The 16,461-nt window shown below is 41.4% G+C and carries 14 protein-coding genes and 2 tRNA genes; 8 read left to right on the top strand and 8 right to left on the bottom strand.

The window, feature by feature from the left end; all coding sequences use genetic code 11:
- Positions 1 to 120: 120 nt before the first annotated feature.
- The 5 genes from L1070_RS00990 to L1070_RS00970 all read left to right on the top strand — a co-directional run bounded on the left by L1070_RS00990 (position 121) and on the right by L1070_RS00970 (position 8,980).
- Complete coding sequence (locus L1070_RS00990; protein WP_237124130.1) at positions 121 to 2,304, top strand: OsmC domain/YcaO domain-containing protein; 2,184 nt, start codon at positions 121 to 123, stop codon at positions 2,302 to 2,304.
- Between the two features lie 205 nt (positions 2,305 to 2,509).
- Entirely contained in the window at positions 2,510 to 3,262 is a 753-nt protein-coding gene (locus L1070_RS00985) for a transporter substrate-binding domain-containing protein (protein ID WP_237124129.1), read from the top strand.
- Positions 3,263 to 3,318: 56 nt separating this feature from the next.
- The gene (locus tag L1070_RS00980) at positions 3,319 to 4,239 is read left to right on the top strand and encodes a DUF6363 domain-containing protein (protein WP_070985360.1); all 921 of its coding nucleotides are present in this window, start codon (positions 3,319 to 3,321) and stop codon (positions 4,237 to 4,239) included.
- 311 nt (positions 4,240 to 4,550) lie between these two features.
- Positions 4,551 to 6,821 carry a S8 family serine peptidase gene (locus L1070_RS00975; protein WP_070985361.1) on the top strand — a complete coding sequence of 757 codons (2,271 nt, stop codon included), beginning with the start codon at positions 4,551 to 4,553 and terminating at the stop codon, positions 6,819 to 6,821.
- Positions 6,822 to 7,090: 269 nt separating this feature from the next.
- Positions 7,091 to 8,980 (top strand): M6 family metalloprotease domain-containing protein, encoded by a 1,890-nt coding sequence (locus tag L1070_RS00970; RefSeq protein ID WP_237124128.1) that lies wholly within the window; start codon positions 7,091 to 7,093, stop codon positions 8,978 to 8,980.
- 290 nt (positions 8,981 to 9,270) lie between these two features.
- Here the strand turns inward: L1070_RS00970 and L1070_RS00965 are convergent, their stop codons facing one another.
- The 5 genes from L1070_RS00965 to L1070_RS00945 form a co-directional block, all read right to left on the bottom strand.
- Entirely contained in the window at positions 9,271 to 9,321 is a 51-nt protein-coding gene (locus L1070_RS00965) for a hypothetical protein (RefSeq protein WP_237124240.1), read from the bottom strand.
- Between the two features lie 160 nt (positions 9,322 to 9,481).
- Positions 9,482 to 9,558 (bottom strand) — tRNA-Val (locus L1070_RS00960).
- 10 nt (positions 9,559 to 9,568) lie between these two features.
- A tRNA-Val gene (locus L1070_RS00955) sits at positions 9,569 to 9,645 on the bottom strand.
- A 97-nt stretch (positions 9,646 to 9,742) separates the two neighbouring features.
- A complete protein-coding gene (locus L1070_RS00950; RefSeq protein WP_237124127.1) occupies positions 9,743 to 10,759 on the bottom strand; it encodes a DUF3080 family protein in 1,017 nt (338 codons plus the stop codon).
- Entirely contained in the window at positions 10,731 to 12,086 is a 1,356-nt protein-coding gene (locus L1070_RS00945; protein WP_237124126.1) for an MATE family efflux transporter, read from the bottom strand. Before L1070_RS00945 ends, L1070_RS00950 begins: the two co-directional genes overlap by 29 nt.
- Positions 12,087 to 12,247: 161 nt before the next feature.
- Here L1070_RS00945 and L1070_RS00940 point away from each other — a divergent pair, with 161 nt between their 5' ends.
- Positions 12,248 to 12,880 (top strand): riboflavin synthase subunit alpha, encoded by a 633-nt coding sequence (locus L1070_RS00940; protein ID WP_237124125.1) that lies wholly within the window; start codon positions 12,248 to 12,250, stop codon positions 12,878 to 12,880.
- Positions 12,881 to 12,927: 47 nt separating this feature from the next.
- On the opposite strand, the gene L1070_RS00935 is transcribed toward L1070_RS00940, so the two are convergent.
- Together L1070_RS00935 and L1070_RS00930 are read right to left on the bottom strand one after the other, a co-directional pair.
- Entirely contained in the window at positions 12,928 to 13,131 is a 204-nt protein-coding gene (locus tag L1070_RS00935) for a CPXCG motif-containing cysteine-rich protein (protein ID WP_070985367.1), read from the bottom strand.
- 84 nt (positions 13,132 to 13,215) lie between these two features.
- Entirely contained in the window at positions 13,216 to 14,070 is an 855-nt protein-coding gene (locus L1070_RS00930) for a fructosamine kinase family protein (RefSeq protein ID WP_237124124.1), read from the bottom strand.
- Positions 14,071 to 14,253: 183 nt separating this feature from the next.
- On the opposite strand from L1070_RS00930, the gene L1070_RS00925 reads away from it, so the two are divergent.
- Entirely contained in the window at positions 14,254 to 14,949 is a 696-nt protein-coding gene (locus tag L1070_RS00925; RefSeq protein WP_237124123.1) for a DUF445 domain-containing protein, read from the top strand.
- Between the two features lie 56 nt (positions 14,950 to 15,005).
- On the opposite strand, the gene L1070_RS00920 is transcribed toward L1070_RS00925, so the two are convergent.
- Positions 15,006 to 15,365, bottom strand: coding sequence for a DUF3718 domain-containing protein (locus tag L1070_RS00920; protein WP_070985369.1), 360 nt, complete (start codon positions 15,363 to 15,365; stop codon positions 15,006 to 15,008).
- 217 nt (positions 15,366 to 15,582) lie between these two features.
- Between L1070_RS00920 and L1070_RS00915 the strand changes: the two genes are divergently transcribed.
- The gene (locus L1070_RS00915) at positions 15,583 to 16,377 is read left to right on the top strand and encodes a hypothetical protein (RefSeq protein WP_237124122.1); all 795 of its coding nucleotides are present in this window, start codon (positions 15,583 to 15,585) and stop codon (positions 16,375 to 16,377) included.
- Positions 16,378 to 16,461 lie beyond the last annotated feature (84 nt).

Genomic DNA, 16,461 nt, shown 5'->3' with positions numbered 1-16,461 from the left:
TTCAAATTACCCAAGACTATTGGCGCGAAAAAGCAGATAATTAGCGCCATTAGATTTTAATGACTGACGTAGCTTAGATAAATGCCTTCTCACGTCAGCACGAAAACATGGGATCCTGTAATGGAAATTAAAGTTGATTTTCTCGACAACCTGAGATTAGAAGCAAAGTTTGACGACTTTTCAGTTATTGCCGACCAGCCTATTCGCTATAAAGGAGATGGTTCCGCGCCGAGTCCATTTGATTACTTTCTAGCTTCATCAGCATTGTGTGCCGCTTATTTTGTAAAAGTATACTGTAATGCGCGTGATATCCCTACAGAAGGGATTAGGCTATCGCAAAATAATATTGTTGATCCAGAGAATCGCTATAACCAAATCTTCCAGATCCAAGTAGAGTTACCAGAGAATATTTCCGATAAAGACCGTGAAGGGATTTTACGCTCAATTGACCGTTGTACGGTTAAAAAGGTGGTTCAAACGGGTCCTGAATTCAAAATTGAAACGGTTGAAAGCCTAGACCAAGACGCTCAGGCCATGTTGATGGTTAAGCCTGACGGAGAGTCTAGCACCTTCATTGAAGGTAAAGATTTACCACTTGAACAAACAATCGCAAACATGACGGAAATCTTGGCAAACTTAGGCATGAAGATTGAAATTTCGTCATGGCGTAACATTGTGCCAAACGTGTGGTCGTTACATATTCGTGACGCGGCATCGCCAATGTGTTTTACCAATGGTAAAGGCGCAACTAAAGAGAGTGCACTTTGTTCGGCTTTGGGCGAGTTTATCGAGCGTCTTAACTGTAACTTCTTTTACAATGATCAGTTTTTAGGGCAAGAAATCGCTAATGCTGAATTTGTACACTACCCAAATGAAAAGTGGTTTAAACTCAGTGAAGATGATGCACTACCACAAGGTATTTTGGACGAGTATTGCCGTGAGATTTACGACCCTGAGGGCGAGTTAAGAGGCTCTCATCTAATCGATACTAACTCAGGTAACATGGAACGTGGCATTTGTTCGATTCCTTATACACGTCACTCGGATGGCCAAACAGTTTACTTTCCGTCAAACCTCATTGAAAACTTATTCCTCAGTAATGGTATGAGTGCGGGCAATAACCTCAATGAAGCAAAAGTGCAGTGTTTGTCTGAGATATTTGAACGTGCGGTTAAACGTCAGATCATTGAGCAAGAAATCGTACTTCCTGATGTGCCCAAGTCAGTACTAGACAAATACCCTGGTATCGTTGCTGGGATTGAAGGACTTGAAGCTCAAGGCTTTCCTGTGGTGGTAAAAGACGCCTCTTTAGGTGGGCAATTTCCTGTGATGTGTGTCACCTTAATGAACCCGAAAACAGGTGGAGTATTCGCTTCTTTCGGTGCTCATCCCAGTTTTGAAGTGGCGCTTGAACGTAGCTTAACCGAACTGTTACAAGGCAGAAGCTTTGAAGGGCTAAATGATGTACCTAAACCGACCTTTAATAGTATGGCGGTATCAGAGCCAGAAAACTTTGTTGAACACTTTATTGATTCAACAGGTGTGATCTCATGGCGTTTTTTCAGTGCTAAACATGACTATGAATTCTGTGAGTGGGATTTTTCAGGCACCAATGAGCAAGAGTGCGAAACGCTGTTTGGTATTCTAAAAGACCTGGGTAAAGAGTGTTATGTCGCAGAATTTTCAGATATCGGCACCGCTTGTCGAATTTTAGTACCAGATTATTCAGAAGTTTACCCAGTAGAAGATTTGATTTGGGACAATACCAACAAAGCCTTGCAATATCGTAGCGATATCTTAAATCTTCACACCTTGAATGATGAACAGTTAGCCGATCTGGTTGAACGCTTAGAAGAAAGCCAGCTTGATAACTACATTGATATTATTACGCTGATTGGGGTTGAATTTGATGAAAATACCGTCTGGGGCCAGTTAACCATTCTTGAGCTAAAGATTCTGATTTATCTGGCACTAGGTGATCTCGAAGAGGCCATTGATTTGGTCGAGTCGTTCTTACAATACAACGATAATACTCTAGAACGAGGGCTGTTTTATCAAGCGGTTCATGCTGTGCTGGAAGTTGTACTTGATGAAGAGCTTGAGCTTGAAGATTTTATTGTCAATTTTGAGCGTATGTTCAGCAAAGAAGTCATGGATAATGTGGTAGGCTCAGTAAATGGTGAGGTTCGCTTCTTCGGTCTAACACCAACAAATATGAATTTGGACGGTCTTGAGAAGCATCAAAGACTGATTGACAGTTATAAGAAGTTACACCAATCACGCGCGGCAAAAGCCAAAGGTTAATGTGTAACTTGACTAAAAAAGCCCAATGTTAATCACATTGGGCTTTTTTATGTGAAAACCGCCAGATTAACCGGCCTTTTATACAGCATTGATTCTATGCGCTTGCAAACACGTAACACATTAGCGTGGCAAAAACGCCTTACAACCTAACAAGATCGTAACGCTGAGTTATACTTAAAAGAAAGTACAGTGGTAATTCCAGACGATGAAATCTCTTAGTTGGGCTGTATTAGGGATGATTTCGGCATGTTATAGTGCGTTTTCGCAGGAAAAAATAGATATTTACACGGAACATTTCCCACCATATCAGTTTTTAACTGAACGCGGTGAAGTCGCTGGTGGAGCGACAACCATGGTGCGGCTTTTGATGGCTCAGGCCCAGATTGACTATCAAATTCATGTTTTGCCTTGGTTCAGAGCGGTTCAACAAACTCATGAGTCTAACACTGCACTTTTGTATTCTTTGGCTCGTTCCAGCGAAAGAGAGCAGCATTATCAGTGGATAATGCCGTTGTGTGAATTGAAAGTAGGCTTTTATCAGCGCGCGGGTAGTGTAACGCCTAAGCCTCATTATTCATTGAACAACCTCAAGCATTATATTGTTGGTGTGGGAGCCGGTCAGCCGTCAGAGCAATATTTAAAAAATGAAGGGTTTAAAAAATCAAATTTGGTGTCATTAAGTAGCTTAAATCAAGCAGGAGGCCTGTTGGAAAAAGGCAGAATAGACTTTCTGTTTGGTGCACAAAGCTTTGTCGAGCAAATGGCCCATGTAATGGGAACGGAGCAGTCTTGGGAGCTCGTGTTAGAAGTTCCTAAGCTGAGCGCACAGCTGTATTTAGCAGCGAATAAAAATGCGCCAAAGAAATATGTAAAAAAATTAATAGAAGCTGCACAAACAGTACAAGGCGCCCATTTGAATAGCATTACTACGTGTAGCAATAGCCAATATATTCAATAAGTTACTTTTTTGTGTGACGTTTGAACGGATATAATACGAAATGTATAGGGTCAAACATGCAAGCAGAACTCTCTTTAAATACAAGTCAAGCATCGCTTCCCCAGCAACACAAATTCGCTTTAGTTGCCGAGGGAGGAGGACAAAAAGGTATCTTCACCGCAGGGGTATTAGATGCATTTTTAGAGGGTGATTTTTGGCCATTCCATCTAAAGGTAGGGGTATCTGCAGGGGCACAGAACTTAGCAGCCTATTCGGCACGTGCGCGACAGTGTGCTAGAAGTGCTATCCAAGAGCTGACAACGTCAGAAACATTTTTCAAACCAAGTAAATTTTTCACAGGTGGTAAAGTGATTGATTTAGATTGGTATTTTACCCAGGTAAACCATCGGCCTAAGTTACAGGTGATCACCAATCCAGGTTATTTAGCAAAGGATAATCACTTTTATGCTGTTGCGACTGACGCGCAAACGCTGGAACCTACGTACCTGCACACATGGCATGACAATATGCTTGAACACTTGAAAGCGTCAAGTGCGATTCCATTTTTGTATCAAGGTGGTGTAAACATAGCAGGGCGTAATTACATGGATGGCGGTGTCGCAGATCCACTACCTGTTGAGTGGGCCTATAAACAGGGAGCGAGAAAGATCCTAGTGATCCGGACATTTGAATCACATCATAATGGCGCTATGCCAATACTCGATAGATTGAAGCCCGTTATCAGCCGCCTCAAACAGTCAAAGCGTATGCTTGACCTATATCATTATCACCAAACTAGATACTCACAAGCACTGGAATTTATTAACAATCCTCCAAGTGATTTGGAAATTATTCAAATTGCACCAAATGGGCCGTTACGAAGTATGGTACTGGGATCGTCTGCTGCGGTCTTACAGCATGATTACTTGTTAGGGTTGCGACAAGGTAAAAACTTTTTACGTCGTTGGCATCATCAGTTTGAACCATCAATAACATGAAAAATTTACTTTTAACGTTATTGTTACCCATAACGAAAAATTATATTTTCTTGCTGCATAATTTCCTTTTATAGGTATTTTTTGTTAACCAAAAGGGGACGTAATTTCGGTTTATCTAATATGTCGAGTATTTGTTCTAGTTTAAAATGTTGCAACATGGAAATTTTAAATCATTGTAATTAATGTTATTTTTTCATTTTTATGAAGGAATCATTAACAATTCTTTACAAAGCGTTGTTGTTGGCTATGTTAATTATTTTATTTTTTGATACATTTCATTACGAAAATAATAACAAGCTGGATTATTCCTTATGAAGAAAGTAACCACGAATAAAGCACTATTTGCTACTACGATGTTATCCCTAGCGGTATCTGCATCATTACAGGCGTCTCCACTTAAGCTAGCTGCTGAAAAAGCAGAGTCTCCATTACCAAAGCGCTACATTATCAAATACAAAAATAATGATGTTTCTGTTGCGTCAGGTATGGAAACAATGGCTAGCGAGCATATGCCACAAACAGCAGCAAATCGTATGGCGACGTTAGGTATTCAAAATGCACAGTTTAAGGCAAGTTTGAATGCAGTAGTTGCTCAACTAAGCGAAGCACAAATTGCTGCTTTGAGTGCTGATAGTCAGGTTGAATATGTAGAAGAAGATTTACCTCGCCGTCTAATGTCACAATCACAGCCATACGGTATCGCGATGGTTCAAGCTGATTTGGTTGACGATTCAGTAGCTTCAGCTGCAAACGGTGGTAAGAAAATCTGTGTTATTGACTCAGGTTTAGACCTACCTCATGAAGACATGGGTGCACGTGGTGACACTATCTCTGGTACGAGTGATTCTGGTACTGGAAATTGGTACGATCATGGTGGTCCTCACGGTACTCACGTAGCGGGTACAATCGCAGCACTAAACAATGGTATTGGTGTTCGTGGTGTTATCGGCACAGACCCTTCAATGCACATCATCAAAGTATTTAACGCTGATGGTTGGGGTTATTCTTCAGAATTAGTCGATGCAATCAACAAATGTCAGGCAGCAGGTTCTGACGTTGTAAACATGAGTTTAGGTGGCGAAGGTTCAAGCACTACTGAACGCAATGGTATTCAAGCAGCTGCAGATGCTGGTATGTTACTTATTGCAGCGGCAGGTAATGATGGTGTTCCAACAAACACAACTGACGTAGAAAGCTACCCAGCATCATACGATTCAGTAATGTCTGTAGCGGCTATCGATAGCAACAAAGCATTGGCTGATTTCTCTCAAAAGAATAGCCAAGTAGAGATCGCAGCACCAGGTGTTGACGTAAACTCAGCTTACCCAGAAGGTTTAGGTACGATTGTATCCCTTAGCGTTGCGGGTCAATCTTATGACTCAAACGGTATGGAGAACCAAGGTAATGCAAATGCACCTCTTTATGACTTTGCAACAGGTGAGTCTGTTGACGGTGGCGCAAGCGGTAAAGTCTGTTTGATTCAACGTGGCAACATTTCTTTCCACGACAAAGTTAAAAACTGTGAAGACAGTGGCGGTGTTGGCGCAATCATCTATAACAACGCAGCTGGTTCATTCGGTGGTACGCTTGGTGATACTAACCAAACAACAATCCCAGCAGTAACTGTGAGCGATACTGATGGTGCACAAATGCTTAACAACATTGGCATGACTGCTTCAGTAAACCTTGACCCTAGTAACTATGGTCTAATGAGCGGTACGTCAATGGCATCACCTCATGTTGCTGGTGTAGCAGCGTTGGTATGGAGCCACCACCCAAGTTGTACAGCACAGCAGATCCGTACTGTATTAACTGCCACAGCTGAAGATTTAGGTGCAGCTGGTCGTGACGTTAAATTTGGTTACGGTCTTGTACAAACAAAAGCGGCTATTGACTATATCACTGAGAAAGGCTGTGCTGGCGATGGCGGTCCTGTAACTGGTAATGAGCTAGAAAATGGCGTTGCTAAAACAGGTCTTGCAGGTGCTAAAGGCGACGAACTACTTTACACCTTCGAAGTACCAGCTGGTGCGACGGATGTAACAGTGAACATGAGCGGTGGCACAGGTGACGCGGACCTATACGTACAGTTCGGTTCTAAGCCTAGCGATTCAAACTATGAGTGTCGTCCATATGCTGGTGGCAACAATGAAAACTGTTCATTGACGCAATCTGGCGGTACGTACCATGTAATGGTTAAAGGTTATAGTGCATTCTCTGGTGTATCACTGGTAGCGAGCTACACAGACGGTGACACAACTACACCAGGTGCTGAGCCAATCAACCTAGTTGAAAGCAACATCAGCGTTGCACGTAGAAGCTGGACACGTTATACGCTAGACCTAGTAGATGGCTATGCTGACCTTAACGTAGCAATCTCAGGCGGTAGCGGTGATGCTGATCTATATGTAACTCACGGTGCTCAATCTACGACTTCAAACTATGATTGTCGCCCTTATGAGAGTGGTAACAATGAGTCATGTGACTTCCAGAACCCACAGTCTGGTACATGGTACATCGACCTATACGGTTACTCAGCGGCAAGTGGTGTAACACTGACTGTAACTGCAACACCGAAGTAATTATTTAATTAACCTTAACAAAGGTCGCCTTGTGCGACCTTTTTTATTATTTATAAAAGAGTGGTGCTGCTCAATGGATCGTTGATGCGCTTAGGTGTTTTTAAATATAGGCTTGTTGAATATTGCGTATTTTATGTTTAGATCTAGAGGTTGCATATATAGGAACAAATTGTTCTATAAGTAACCTCGAACACGGTCCTTTGATTGTTGATATATTGTGTTTTTGGTGTTAAAAATGTGTTTCCTTCAAACCGTAATAGGAACACAACATGTATCGATTAACAAAACTCGCGATTGCGCCTTTGGCTTTAATGACGTCTTTAAGCTATGGTGCAATACCTTATAAAGATCACCATTACAGCTATACTCAACCAAATGGCGAGGTTGTTAACATTAGCCTTGATGGTAATGACTATTTTGCTATGCAGCGCTCATCCGATGGTCGTTTGGTTGTATTTGATGAAAATCTCAATGGTTTAGCCTACGCCAACGTTTCTGATGATGGAGAAGAGCTGATATCTACAGGTGTACTTGTTAGCAACAAGTTAAGCAAAATGGTATCCGTGCGTTCTACTAAGCGTAGTTTGAATGCCGAAGCGATAGCGAGAAAAGTAGAGTCAGCTAAACGTAGAATGCTTGGTGACACTGCACAGACGTCAATTGGCCAAATTCACACTCAGAGTGAAATAGCAACTCAAGAAGGTTTTACCAGCCAATCTAGCGGAAATATCAAAGGGTTGACCATCATCATTGATTTTCCTGATCATGCAGGCACAATCAGTAAACAGCAAGTTGAGTCATTTTTAAATGATTTAAACTATCAGGATTTTGGTAATGCTCAGTCTGTCAGGGGATATTTCAGAAGTGTCTCTGGTGGTAAGTTGGATTACACCAACACAGTGACGACTTATTATACTGCTAAAAATAACAAGTCTTACTATACCGACGATAGATATAGCTCAACGGTACGCTCACAAGAACTTATCAAAGAGGCATTAAATTGGCTTGAGTACACGCAAGGTTTTGACTTTTCTACTCTGTCAGTAAATAGCAATAACCAGATTAAAGGTCTGAATATTTTTTATGCGGGCAATTCAGATAGCAGCTGGTCTAAAGGGCTTTGGCCACACATGGCAACCCTAAGCCCAAGATTTTGTGCAGATGGTGTATGCACCAACCGCTATCAAATTACAGATATGAGAAACAGTTTAGCGATTGGTACATTTGTGCATGAATCAGGGCATTTGATCACAAACTGGCCGGATCTCTATGATTATGATGGCAGCTCTCAAGGCTCCGTTGCTAGTTTCGGTGTTATGGGCTTTGGAGCGATTGGAGAAACTAATAAGTTTAAGCCGACCCCACCTGTTGCTCATTTTAGAAATCTTGCAGGTTGGGATACAGTCACAGAACTTAATTCAGCTATTAACCCCAATGCGCCTACAGGTACGTTGACGCATACCTCAGGCAGTCATACATCTTATAAATGGACCAACCCAAGTAATCGCAATGAAGCGTTTTATATTGAGGCAATTCATCGCTCAGGCCAAAACTCGGAGCAATTAGATGAAGGGTTAGCTATTTGGCATGTGGATAGCGCTGGTAATAATTCAGATGAATGGCATCCGTACGTACAAATGGAGCATGCTGATGGGAATCGAGATCCTGAAAACAAAGTAAACCGAGGCGACAACGGTGATTTGTATGACGTAGCAGGGGAGTTCTCTGCAACGTTTCCTAACAGCCTAAGTAGCCGTGGTACTAATTCACTTTGGTGGAATGGCAGTGACTCTGGTCTATCTATCAGCAATATAAGTGATGTAGCACAAACCATGTCATTTGATATCGGTCAGACAACCCCACCCAAAGGAGATGTATATACGGGCTACCTATCTAGTGGACAGCAAGCAATTGTACCCAATGGTACTTGGTTTTACTATGAGGGCGGCACTTTGGATATGACCTTAGAGGGGCCGAGTAACGCTGATTTTGATTTAAAATTAGAGGTGTGGCAGGGTGGACGTTGGGTACAGGCCGCGATATCGGAGTCACCTACATCTAACGAGTCTATCACTTACCCTGCATCAAGTGGATACTATAGAATTACCGTATATTCATATTCAGGTGCGGGTAACTACAGCTTGACTTTAAGCAAGTAAGTACCACTAACGCATAATGTGCGCGTAACATCGTGCCCATTATGCGTTTAAAATTTACACCGTTTTTTCAATTTAGAATATAGCGGTCCAACCGAAACAGATACCAACATAATTTCAATCAATTATTGCAAACAAACTGAACTTTACTGGACCTGATTGGCATTCAAATACTAGCGTGCGCAAGTTGCTCTAGAATACAGCAGTTTGGACTCTCATCCCCCTTGCAGCTATCCGCTAGCTTCGTCAGCACATGCCGCATTTACTGCATTTGCTGTAGCTCAGAAATTTTATTAGATATCAGATAGTGAAAAGCCCAGACTTCGTGCTTTTTTAATGAACATTAACTGATTTAGCTGTTCACTGTTGTACTGTCGATAGCCGCCGTCAAAGCAGATTGTAAATCAGCACAATAATCCTGCATTACTCACTCATAACGAAAATAAATTGGTAGTGATAACTATATAAGTATTTTTAGATAAATAGCATTAAAGAGTAGGAGATTGGTACAACCGAGTGGATTCGAACCACCGACCCCTACCATGTCAAGGTAGTGCTCTAACCAACTGAGCTACGGTTGTATTTTAGATTTGGTACGACCGAGTGGATTCGAACCACCGACCCCCACCATGTCAAGGTGGTGCTCTAACCAACTGAGCTACGGTCGTACAGTATTGCAAGGCAACGGCGGCTAATATATAGCGACTCGCTTATTGGATCAAGCGCGTTCGCTAAATTTTTGTTTGTTTGCAGTTTTTTTGTGCATCAAGGCTGTATTTTGCACGTTTTATAAAAGACCTGCCACCATTTTACGTGCTCAACCGTACTTGCTTTGAGTTGTTGATAATATGATTGTTGGAGTTCTACATTAAACAATGTACTAAGTTCATGACTACTTTGCCAAAGTACATGTAGGTGAATCGAGGTACTATGTAACATATTGGCTAGTTTTGATTGATATGCTTGCAGCTGAGATAAGTAGAATCGATTAAATACATTACTCAGAATGTTAGCCTGCTCATGGTTTCTACCTGGTTTACAGAGATTGTTGTCGATATCTAACGTGCTGAGCCAGCGTGTGGTGATATTGTTTAACGCGGTTTGTTTGCGTGCGGAGTTGATTAGTCGTGAAACAAAGTGATTGTTATTGAGTTTAGCCAATGAGCGAGTGAACTCTTCAGGCTCATCAAGTTGACTGATATCAAACTCACTAGAGCGTATTTGCTTATAGGCATTTGCAAGTTGAGCAAGAGCTTCTAATGACTGATTCATGGCATCTTTATGATCCTCAAGCTCAATCTCTTGCCCACTGAGTAACGACATTTTCGCCAGCTCTCGTTCATGAAAGATCATGCGCTCAACATACTGTGGTAGTTGTAACCGCTTCTCGTCTAATGCTGAATTGAGCTTGGCCTTTAATTCGGGATCTAATTGCTCTGAGTCAGCCAAGCAACTCTGAGTTTGTTTGATAAACCGTAAGGCGTACTTTAATTGTTCACTGGGCTGTCTGACCTTGCCAAGCTGATTATTGTTTTTGGCAATGGTGTTCATGAGCTTACAGTGGTCTAGGCTGGCAAGTTCTAAAAACGAAATGGTTGTTTTTGAAACAGGTTTATCCAAAGATGGTGTTTCAAGCACTTGTAATGTCACGTCTTGGGTCGCTGGTGCTTTATCAACGACGTTAGCCAACCGGCTTTGGTATTCGTTATAGATTTCAGTAGGGGCGGGTGTGCAACCCACCACCCATATCAAGCTACTGATTATCAGCCAAAATATACGCAAGACGAGCCCTCACACTGAGTAATAAAAACACCGCTGCAACAGTTAAACCTACGATAATACCAATCCAAAACCCGATAGCGCCCATAGCTGGCACTATGAGGTTTGTTTTAGCAAGTATATACCCAAGTGAAAAGCCAATCAGCCAATATGACACAAATGTGATATAAGTAATTGGTTTGGTGTATTTTAGGCCCCGTAATACGCCATGTGCTGCAACTTGTAGTGCATCTGGTAGTTGATAAACACATGCTAGGACAATGATACTCGAAGCAAGCAGGGCAACTTCATCATTATTTGTATATAGCCAAGCGATACTATCTCTACCTATGAGTGTGATAAGTGCCACAAAAACTGAAATAATCGCGGCTAAACAAAAACTGGTGAAGATAGCGGTTCTGAGTTGCTCATAGGCCTGCTGTCCGGCCAAGTTTCCAATCCTAATGGCTATAGCCATTGAAAGGCTTAACGGCATCATAAATAGTATTGCGGTCACGTTTGCTGCAATTTGATGCCCGGACACGGCAATTGCGCCTAGATCGGCGATAAACAGCGGAATACACGCAAATAGCGTCACTTCAAAAAATGTTGCTAAGCAGATGGGAATACCGAGTCTAGCAATATAACTTATACCTGACGGCTGGGGTTTGGCAAAGTCACTAAGCAAAGACAACGCGCACATAGTTTTGCTGCGATTACAATATATCCATTGCGATATAGCCATGGCCCAAAATACGAGTGCAGTGGCAAGGCCACATCCCGCACTGCCATATGCTGGCATGCCAAATTTGCCATAAATAAATACATAGTTGGCAAATACATTTACGATAAGCCCTACAATACTGATATAAAAAGCTGGTTTTGTTAAGCCTACGCCTTCTGTTACATTTCGATAAATCGAAAAAAGCAAGAACCCCATTACCCCCCATTTTACAAAGTCGATATATTGTTGAGAGAGTGACGTGATTGACTCGGTAGTGCCTAGACGTTCGAAGATAAGTGGGGTGAACTCAGCTAGAGCAAAGCCTGCAAGGGTAAGTAACAATGCCAAATAGATGCTTTGTTGAAAATAGTACTTAATACCACTTCGGTCATTCGCTCCGTGACAGTGTGCCACGATACCAGTCAGCGCGAGTATTAGCCCTTGCAGGGAAAAAGTTAAGGGGTTCCATACACCCGTTGCAATAGACAGTGCAGCCAAGTCATTGGCGCCTACCTGACCTGCCATCATAGTATCAACCACCGACATCAAAATCAGGGTAATTTGTGCAAAAAATACGGGGGTGGCAAGTTGCAAGAGACGCTTACTTTCCCAGTGACTAAACTTCATACTTATCACCGATAAAAATATTATTGTAACCAATAGAGTTGACTATTAGCGAGTGAACGAGATGAATTAAATTAAAAACCTTCTTTTTGTATGGTTAGGGTGCTTCTGAGTGCTTAATTATTCCTGTATGATAAGCGCGTTTTTAAATGTGAAGGTCGGTTATGTTTACAGGTATTGTACAAACACAAGCAACAGTAGTTAGTACTGCGTATAGAGACGGTGTGCTGCGATTGGGAATATCTGTAGGGACTGAGTACTTAGCACATTTAGATATAGGCGCGAGCATTGCGATTAATGGCTGCTGCCTTACTGTTGTGAAATATGAAATACATCGACAAGACGTCGTTGGCCAAGTTTATTTTGACGTCATTGATGAAACGTTAAAATTAACCAACCTCGATTTATTGAGGCGAGGTGCCAGAGTAAACTACGAACGGTCGGTTACATTTGGTACTGAAATTGGTGGTCACATTGTATCTGGCCACGTGCATTGCACAGCTTCTGCACAACACATTATCAATGATGAAGACAATTGTAAGATCTATCTAACACTGCCTGAGCAATGGTTGAAATTTATTCTATACAAAGGTTTTATTTGCGTTAACGGCGCAAGCCTAACGGTGGGTGAAATTGACGAACAAGGGTTTTGGCTGCATTTAATTCCTGAAACATTAAACATCACAAATCTAGGGCGTCTACGTGAAGGGAATAAGGTCAATATTGAAGTTGATCAGCAGACTTATACGATAGTCACGACGGTAGAAAGTTATTTACGTAAGCAAAGCAGCAAATAACTTTACCGATAGCTGAATAGGGCCGGTGAGGTCACAAAGAATGTAAATTAGAAAATTTGTTCATCATCACTATCTATGTGCAACTCTAGTTTATTTCTCGATTGATCGATATGCATGTTAAAATGAATGGCGTTGCAGCAAGCCGCGCAGTCTTCATAAAAGTCCTGATCGCCCTCACTGGCATCAAGGCTCACATAAACATGGTGGCCACAATGTGGACACGTAATACGTTGTTCATATAGCGCTTTCATATAGCTCTCCTGAAGGCAAATACCTATCTCCATTGCACTGGCTTAATTATAGCACCTAATGCAACTATGAAAGCTTTATTACAGCTATTTTAATATTTCGTTTACGCGTTTTTGAACCTGATTTAAATAGTCGCCTGCATATAAGTTTGCATGTAGTAGTAAGGGGTAAAGTTGATAGATTGGACGTCTTAACTCATAACCAAGCGGTAGCTCAAAAACGCCTTGATAGGCTTCAGAAAAGGACTCTGGTAATGGGGCGAATAATTCACTCATTGCTAGGTCAACTTCGCGATCGCCATAGTAACAAGCGGGGTTATCAACACAAGGTTTACCACCACTAAAGTAGATATTACCTTTCCAAAAATTGCCGTGTAATAATGAAGGTTTACTATGATGTGGTAATAGTGACTTGATGGTAATGACAAAATCGTCAATATCGACAAATTCAATACCTTTCTCTTTGAGAAGCTGCAGTTGCCAACCGATTCGTTCTTCTGCGAAAAACGTTTCCCACTTCTTGTGCCATTGATTGGGTTGAATAAGGTGATGAATGTAGCTGTCTTGCTCTAAGCCAAACATTTTTTGCTCAAATCGGTTATGCATTTTTGCCAATAACACACCGCATTCATGCCAGTTTTCTTGTTCATTTTGCTTGGGAATGACTTCAAGCACCATAAAGCAAAACTCTAGTGTCGTGCCTATCATCACAGTATCTGCGACTAAAAAATCGCTGTCTCTAATCAGCAGGTCGCGAACTTTTGACTCAGACTCAAATCGCTCAAGCGCACTAAGTAAATCAACTTTGACAATATACCTATGCTCGTCGTTGGCAATATAAAATCGCTTTTCATTACCACAACCACGAAGTTGCTCTTTGTAACTCAGGGTAAAGGGTTGGTGCAAAGCTTCAGATATTTGTTGATTAACGGCGTTCCACATCGCAGACATCCTGATCAGAAAAACATACCTTAATCAAACTATGGTTGAAATATGGTGGATCTCAACTGTAAACAGCGAATATTGTGTTATTTACTGTCTGACATTATTAAAGAAAGCGATGAACGCTATATTTTATTGGTCGCAAAGTATAAAATGCTGCGGTTCGTTAATCAGGAGGTAGTAGTGAACAAAAGTTATATTACTAATTCACTTGCGTTACTTTGCGTTATTGTTGGCCACTTTTTATCGCTCCCCATTATTTTTTCAATTGGTATATTTGCTCTGTCCGGTGCCATGACAAACCTACTGGCAATTCATATGCTGTTCGAAAAAGTACCTTTCTTGTATGGCTCTGGCGTTATCAAGCTCAAGTTTCAACATTTTAAAGAGTCAATTAGCGTACTCATTTTGCAAGAGTTTTTTAGTCAGGAAAAAGTTGCAGCGCTGCTTTATAAGCAGCAAAAATCAATAGATTTAAGTCCGGTGATAAAAAAGGTCGACTTGAGTCCTGCTTTTGACAAGCTCGTACAGGTAATTGAAGCGTCTCAATTTGGCAACATGCTTGCAATGTTTGGCGGAAATGAAGCACTACAGCCAATGAAACCATCATTTGTAGAAAAAATGCAAGATGCGTTGATTGATATTACCGAGGAAGAAAAGTTCAAAAAGCTAATGCGCGAAGAGCTCAGCAGCGGTCACAGTGCCGAAATGGTGTTTTCAACAATAGAAAATGCAGTAGAGCAGCGCTTGGAGGAATTAACCCCTGACATGGTCAAAGAAATAGTGCAAAACATGATACGTACGCATTTAGGTTGGCTGGTAGTTTGGGGTGGTGTGTTTGGTGGGTTATTCGGACTTGTTGCTGCACTCATAGCTTAATAGAAACACTGTGCTATGTTGAACTTAGCACAGTGTTTACAGCGTCTTTGTAATCATTATTTAGACCCAGAAACGACAAAAGTATCGGCTTGTGTAGTGCTTGCGGACAAATCTCGGATCTCAGTGTGGGTTGTCAAATCCAAGCGAAGCAATTTAGCGGTGTTGTTCAGCCTGTGTATGGATGCAAACTTGGTCGTAGATTGACCGTTACAGGCCAGTCTGTTTTGCATGACGTTTGTACTCACATGGTGCTCCGCCATCGTTTTTCTTAGGGATAATGAGTGATTACTGGCAATGGCCATGCACAACTCTGTTGCCAATGAGTCGTCAGCGGCGACGAATTGTTTTGCATGTGCAGTTGTAACGAGTAAGCCACTTAGCAAAGTGATGGTACATAAAGGGGCTAATTTGTTCATTGTACTTCTCCGTTCAATTAAAGTTAAGTGCCCATTTAGTATTGACCAAAGATTTGTGAGTAGTTGTTAAGGAAACTCGCAACAATGTAAGTAAGTATTATTGTGTTACAATTTCTTTATAATGTACTGAAAAATATATAAAAACTTATTATAAGTGTAAGGTGGTTTTTACAATGTTTTTCATTGTAGTTTAGAATGTAAAGGGGGCGAAAATCTAATGGCTGTCAGTCATAAAACACTCAAAAGCTACTATAAGCGCGGGTTTGCAAAACAAGTACAGTATGCAAATCGCTGTTATTATTGCGGATGTGAAGCAACCGACACTGACTATTGTCCCCCTTTAGTTCACGCTGAGTTGGTGCTGGAGTTTTCTGAAAATGCAGACTTTATAAGCGTTCCTGCATGTTATGAATGTTATGCATTGCTTCACAACGAGCGAGTGTTGACGCTGGTAGAGAGAGTTGAAAAGCTTAAAACTAAACTCGCATTAAAATATGCTAAAGCCTTGAAGGTTTATCATATGTGGCACGAGGCGGAACTTCATGAGATGAGCCCTGAGTTCCAACAAAGCATCAGTGCAGGTATGTCTTTAGGTAGTGAAGCAGCGCAACGCCTAGCGTTTGTACCGTTTGTCTTATCAAGTGATGATGCGAACGAAATAATGCCGCCCCCAAGAGAAAAATTCACTGTAGATGATCGAGAGTTCACGACGTTTGATGAAGCATTGAACTACTGTTTTGATGTATTGAACATACAAAAAAGTAAGTTCTATGATTTGTTAGTGAAAGAGTGTGCGGGTGACTTTGATAAAGCCTTGAGTCAATATCATCACAGGTTTAGCACGCCTAGGGTGCTTGATGTTGCAAAGGAGAAAATTAAGGTTTTTGCTAAACAACATAAACAAAACTCAGATTTTGTAGCACGTGCGACTGAACGCCTGATGCAGCAAGATACAAAGTTAGACATTGACGCTGCACTTGCTAAGCTTTATCGAGATTACGTTGCACGTTAGTGTGAAAACCAAACATTCATCGCGTATAAATGCAATTAGAGGTTTTTACTTCGCATTTTTCGTTGTGTTTAGGTACAGTTCCAT

This window comes from Pseudoalteromonas sp. MMG022, from assembly GCF_021654245.1.
Classification (GTDB): Bacteria; Pseudomonadota; Gammaproteobacteria; order Enterobacterales; family Alteromonadaceae; genus Pseudoalteromonas; species Pseudoalteromonas amylolytica.
Note: the sequence above shows the minus strand (reverse complement) of the source record. Positions and strands in the feature narration are given on the sequence as shown.

Excerpts from the sequence above, each read along its gene's own strand:
- L1070_RS00990 (WP_237124130.1), top strand. The coding sequence starts at position 121 with ATGGAAATTAAAGTTGATTTTCTCGACAACCTGAGATTAGAAGCAAAG.
- L1070_RS00985 (WP_237124129.1), top strand. The coding sequence starts at position 2,510 with ATGAAATCTCTTAGTTGGGCTGTATTAGGGATGATTTCGGCATGTTAT.
- L1070_RS00980 (WP_070985360.1), top strand. The coding sequence starts at position 3,319 with ATGCAAGCAGAACTCTCTTTAAATACAAGTCAAGCATCGCTTCCCCAG.
- L1070_RS00975 (WP_070985361.1), top strand. The coding sequence starts at position 4,551 with ATGAAGAAAGTAACCACGAATAAAGCACTATTTGCTACTACGATGTTA.
- L1070_RS00970 (WP_237124128.1), top strand. The coding sequence starts at position 7,091 with ATGTATCGATTAACAAAACTCGCGATTGCGCCTTTGGCTTTAATGACG.
- L1070_RS00945 (WP_237124126.1), bottom strand. The coding sequence starts at position 12,086 with ATGAAGTTTAGTCACTGGGAAAGTAAGCGTCTCTTGCAACTTGCCACC.
- L1070_RS00940 (WP_237124125.1), top strand. The coding sequence starts at position 12,248 with ATGTTTACAGGTATTGTACAAACACAAGCAACAGTAGTTAGTACTGCG.
- L1070_RS00935 (WP_070985367.1), bottom strand. The coding sequence starts at position 13,131 with ATGAAAGCGCTATATGAACAACGTATTACGTGTCCACATTGTGGCCAC.
- L1070_RS00930 (WP_237124124.1), bottom strand. The coding sequence starts at position 14,070 with ATGTGGAACGCCGTTAATCAACAAATATCTGAAGCTTTGCACCAACCC.
- L1070_RS00920 (WP_070985369.1), bottom strand. The coding sequence starts at position 15,365 with ATGAACAAATTAGCCCCTTTATGTACCATCACTTTGCTAAGTGGCTTA.
- L1070_RS00915 (WP_237124122.1), top strand. The coding sequence starts at position 15,583 with ATGGCTGTCAGTCATAAAACACTCAAAAGCTACTATAAGCGCGGGTTT.